The organism is Flavobacterium sp. (genome assembly GCF_035456085.1).
GTDB lineage: Bacteria > Bacteroidota > Bacteroidia > Flavobacteriales > Flavobacteriaceae > Flavobacterium.
Window position 1 is genome coordinate 1 of record NZ_DATIDY010000133.1, and the last position, 4807, is coordinate 4807.

Annotated in this window: 6 protein-coding genes; 5 read left to right on the forward strand and 1 reads right to left on the reverse strand. The window is 30.8% G+C overall.

Features of this window, described 5'->3' with window-relative positions:
- The first annotated feature begins 360 nt into the window (after positions 1-360).
- The 5 genes from VLC96_RS10300 to VLC96_RS10320 all read left to right on the forward strand — a co-directional run bounded on the left by VLC96_RS10300 (position 361) and on the right by VLC96_RS10320 (position 4655).
- Positions 361-903 (forward strand): type II secretion system protein GspG, encoded by a 543-nt coding sequence (locus tag VLC96_RS10300; protein WP_325262692.1) that lies wholly within the window; start codon positions 361-363, stop codon positions 901-903.
- 158 nt (positions 904-1061) lie between these two features.
- Positions 1062-2066 carry a hypothetical protein gene (locus VLC96_RS10305; RefSeq protein ID WP_325262694.1) on the forward strand — a complete coding sequence of 335 codons (1005 nt, stop codon included), beginning with the start codon at positions 1062-1064 and terminating at the stop codon, positions 2064-2066.
- 261 nt (positions 2067-2327) lie between these two features.
- Positions 2328-3029, forward strand: a complete 702-nt coding sequence (locus VLC96_RS10310) for a hypothetical protein (RefSeq protein ID WP_325262696.1) — start codon at positions 2328-2330, stop codon at positions 3027-3029.
- A 196-nt stretch (positions 3030-3225) separates the two neighbouring features.
- Positions 3226-3708, forward strand: coding sequence for a hypothetical protein (locus VLC96_RS10315; RefSeq protein WP_325262697.1), 483 nt, complete (start codon positions 3226-3228; stop codon positions 3706-3708).
- 149 nt (positions 3709-3857) lie between these two features.
- Complete coding sequence (locus tag VLC96_RS10320) at positions 3858-4655, forward strand: hypothetical protein (RefSeq protein ID WP_325262698.1); 798 nt, start codon at positions 3858-3860, stop codon at positions 4653-4655.
- On the opposite strand, the gene VLC96_RS10325 is transcribed toward VLC96_RS10320, so the two are convergent.
- The coding region (locus tag VLC96_RS10325; protein WP_325262700.1) for a hypothetical protein at positions 4625-4807 on the reverse strand (183 nt) is incomplete at its 5' end. The two genes, VLC96_RS10320 and VLC96_RS10325, sit on opposite strands and share 31 nt — an antisense overlap.

A 4807-nucleotide genomic window follows, 5' to 3' on the forward strand; every position in this document is an offset into this window, starting at 1 on the left:
ATTTTTAAATTGAATTACGAAAACTGAAACTTAAATATTGAAGTTTCATTGAGAATATAAACAATCGTTTTGATTGCGAAATTGAAACGAAAAAAGGGAATAAAATTTAGCCGAGATTTGGGCAAGAATTAGGTTTTTAATCGGCCAAAAATCGGCTGAAAATCGATTAATAATTAGGAATATTTGCTAGAAACAACCAGCCTATAACAGCCACTACAACGGATTTGGGCATTGGGCTTAATGGAAAGATGGTTTTGTATTTGGGATGATTTGGCAAATCCGAATAATGGGCCTAATTTAGTCCCAAACCCGCTGTAGTGCCAAGACGTTACCGGTTATTGCAAACGAAATTCAGCTTAAATGGAAAACATTCAAAATATAAATAACATCAAGAAAACAACACCCCCATACAAATTAGGCTATTTAGGACTATTCCCTCTTGTTGGCTTTTTCGTTGGAATTGGACTTACATTGTATGGAATATTTAAATACAAAGACCGAAAATTAACTGTAATTGGAATAGCTTGTATGCTTTTTACTGTTCTTGCATATTCTGCTTTATTTCTTTTTGGGAATTACTCTGGTTTAGATAAAGCTAAAGAACAAATAGCACAAACACATCTAAATTCATTAATTAAAGATATTGAATATTATAAAAATCAAAACGGAACATATCCAGATAGTTTGAAACAATTAGAAAATAAAAATGAAATTGTTTTTATAAATGACCCGACGCAATCAGAACTTGAAAATGATTATTACAATTACAAAAATCTAGGAGAAAATTATATACTCTTTTCTTCAGGGAGTGACCAAACCCAAAATACATCTAATGATTTGTATCCGCAAATAAAAAATTTAAAAAATGTGGGTTGGATAAGAAGCAAAAGCAACAACAGGTAACAGCTACTACAACGGATTTGGGCAATAGGCTTAATGGGAAATTGGTTTTGTATTTGGGATGATTTGGCAAATCCGAAGAATGGGCTTAATTTAGTCCCAAACCCGCTGTAGTACCAAGACGTTACAGGAAACCTTGCCACAAAATTAACCGAATAAAAATGAATTATATTTTAGTCATCATCTTATTGTTTTTTTCCACTATCTATTCACAAGATAAAGTTGATTCCTCTTTTATATTTTCAAAATACGAACATTTTGATTCTGAAAAAAAAGGAGTTAAACTTAGAGATATCTTGAATGAGGATCGTGAAGCGCTAATTATATTCTTGGATGATAGCAAATTCATTTCTTTAAAGAACAATAAAGTTAAATGTTATAGAATATGTAAAGACACTGTAATTAACAATATAGTAGAGTTGAATAATATTGATGCAATAAAATGTAAGTCTATAATTGATACATTGGTCTCGATTGACCCAAAAAAAATAATTAATGAAATTGATAAAGAAAATAGAATACATATCGAAAATTTAGGTAGGTATATGGTATCATTTTATAAAGATAACAAAGCTTTAAAGCTTTTTTATAGTTACTCTTCCGAGACTAATTTTGAAGACAAGTTTACTTTTCCTAAAGACAGAAAAACGTTTTTAAATAATTACTTAAATCTGACAAAATATTTTTATGATAAAGAATTTGAACGAGTGAAATCTTTAGATACGATTTATTTACTTATTGAAAGAGAAAAAAATATGCAATATGAGCGATCGAATTTTTCAGACACGATTTATTCGACTATGGTTGAGAAAGGGAAAAATATGACACATATTCTTGATATAAATAAATTAAAAAGCATACGACAAGAAACTTATGACTTCCAATTTAATTGCTCTTATGTCAGTTTTACACATTTAAGTCGCTTTAGTTTTACTGAAACTAGTAATGTATTTTATGAAAAGGAATCATTTTTAAAAACTAATTCTGATAAAATATTGCATCTTGAAGATTTACAAAGATTTACCCAATGTGATTTGGAACTATTAATAGCTTCAAATTACAAAAAAGTTTTTATCATTGATAAAGATGAGATTAATGATGGGAAAATTAAAATTAAAGAAGTTAAAGGCGGAACTCGGTGTTGGTTGGAACAACAGGAGGATTAAAAGGTAATGGACTTAATGTCTATTTCGTATTAGTAACTAGGTGTTAGAAAACAAATATTGAACGATAAAAAAGGCTTCCTGTAACAGCTACTACAACGGATTTGGGCAATTGGCTTAATGGAAAGTTGGTTTTGTATTTGAATGATTTGGCAAATCCGAGGAATGGGCTTAATTTAGTCCCAAACCCGCTGTAGTAGCGGGACGTTGGGCATAATATTAAAGAACTACGCAGAAATAAGACATTTTACAACAAAATATAATATGGGATTTTTAGACAAACTTTTTGGAAAGAAACAAACAGAATACAACTCGCAAAATTTAGCAGAAACTGAAACTGTTCAATTAGAAAAAGGCGACACATTTATTTCGACAGGAGATAATTATGGATATAAAGTCATTAGACAATTAACCGAAGAACAAAGAGAAAGTGTTGACAAATCAACAATTTTACTTCGAGCAAGCCAACTATATATGCACTATTGGACTAAAAATTTAGTTTGTACGGACCTAAACGATCAAGAATGGCTAAATAAAGTTATGTTCTTTTGGAAAGCAGAAGAACCGTTTCCTAGAAAATCATTGCCCCCAGTATTTGAAACTTTTGAAATTAAAAATTTTCTTTTTGTTGGCGATACTTCAAACATTTCATTACAAACTGCACAAGCCATGCCTTGGTTTGGAATGCCAGGACTTGGAGAGAAATGCGTTTGCGAAATAAATGGACAAAAAATAACGATTCCAGAATTAAACAAACTTGGGATGGTTGAATATGTTGAACCCGTAGAACTAACAGATGACAATCTAGACATATTGACAAACAGAGAAGACTACTTTTTTCTAATCGACGAAAGAATTACCCCTTTTAAAAAAGGAAATTTTCACCTAAAAGACAAACCGATTCCTATTGATGTTGCATATAGTATTGGCGGAATTCATATAATAAAGAAAACTGAGTTAGAATAAACATAATGCTGAAAATACTATGCCCAACAGCCACTACAACGGATTTGGGCATTTGGCTAAATGGAAAGTTGGTTTTGTATTTGGAATATTTGGCAAATCCGAAGAATAGGCTTAATTTAATCCCAAACCCGCTGTAGTGCCAGAACGTTAGCTGTTATTTTGCAACAAAAAGAACTAAAAAAATTAAATTCTACAAATGGGGTTATTAGATTTATTTGGATTAAAATTAGAATCGTCAAATCAATATGCGAAAGAAATAGAATTTGAAAAAGATTATGATTTTATGTATGAAAATTTTATTTTTTCTAGCCAAAGAAATCTGTATCTCTTTTTGGAAGAAAATAATGGAATTATAGAAGCGTTAAAATTCGAATTCAAGATTTATAAATATGGCTATCCTAATGATGAAGTAGAATTTAATTTTAAAATTCCTGATGTAAAACTTTATGGAATGTCTGAAGTCTATAATTCTGAATGGGTAAAAGAATTAAAGACTCAAAACAGAGGACATATTAAACATTCAGACGCTCATTATTCTAATTACAAACATTATATAGTTCGTTTTAAAGATGTAACATTAGAAGTAATCTCCGAAAACTATAATATAATAAAAATGTCTAAAGAAGAACTAGACGAAATTTTAAACAAAGAACTTTCGTATATAAAAAACAACAGCTAACAGCTACTACAACGGATTTGGGCAATAGGCTTAATGGAAAGATGGTTTTGTATTTGGGATGATTTGGCAAATCCGAAGAATGGGGTTAATTTAGTCCCAAACCCGCTGTAGTAGCGGGACGTTGGGCGTCATTTTAAAGAGAACATTAGATGAAAATAGTTTCCGAAAAGCAACTGACTTTAATAAGAACAGAATATCAACATTTGATTGACAAACAATCGAACAACTATTTCTTTGAAGGAGTAAACAAATCAATTTTCGACAATTTGGTTTTGTTCACTGACGACATTGTATATAACAAAATTCGTGACAACCACTATTTGGCAATGACAAACTGCCAAAGGACTTGGAATAAATATTTTTGGTATTTACGTTACCAAACGGACATCTTAAAAAACGGTGGCAATATCGAAAACCATCAGCAACCGATATCTAAAATATTAGAAGAACTCTATCAAACTTGTGATAATATTGATGACAGTTCCATTGAACCATTTGTAAACTTTGCTTCTAAGTTCGACCAACAAGAATATGTAACCTTTGACTATTTTCACCCAGCTATTACCGAAACTGGAGTTTCGTTACTTTCGAAAGAATTAAATGAGATTATAAAGTTGTTACAAATAGAGAATTTTAACTTTGAAGAAATAGATGCTTTAATCGTTAAGAATATAGATGACAAAAAAGCAGAATTATTGACTTTTAAGAATCATACTGACAAACATTCTTTTATCAAAATTGACACATTTACTGCAGGAGAAGACCAAATACATCCAATTGCCATTTTAATTAGGTGCAAAACTGAATACAAAGAGCAAGTTGATGATTTACTTGTAAGTTGGTGGTCGAAATTTTGGAAAAAACTGGGCCCATTTGTTGCAATAACGACAGTTGATAAATTTGAAACGAATGCATTTTACACAGAAAGAAAACGAATAAATAAATAAAAACGACGCCCAACAGCTACTCCTATGTAAAGCATCGTAAAGTTATTCACAACTTTTGAGAGGGTTATATGTTGGTTACTTTTCGAGTATAGAATTCCGTTCCAACGGCTTGTTGAAAAAGTTGGAGACAACTTTTTGTCTGCCGAAGGCTT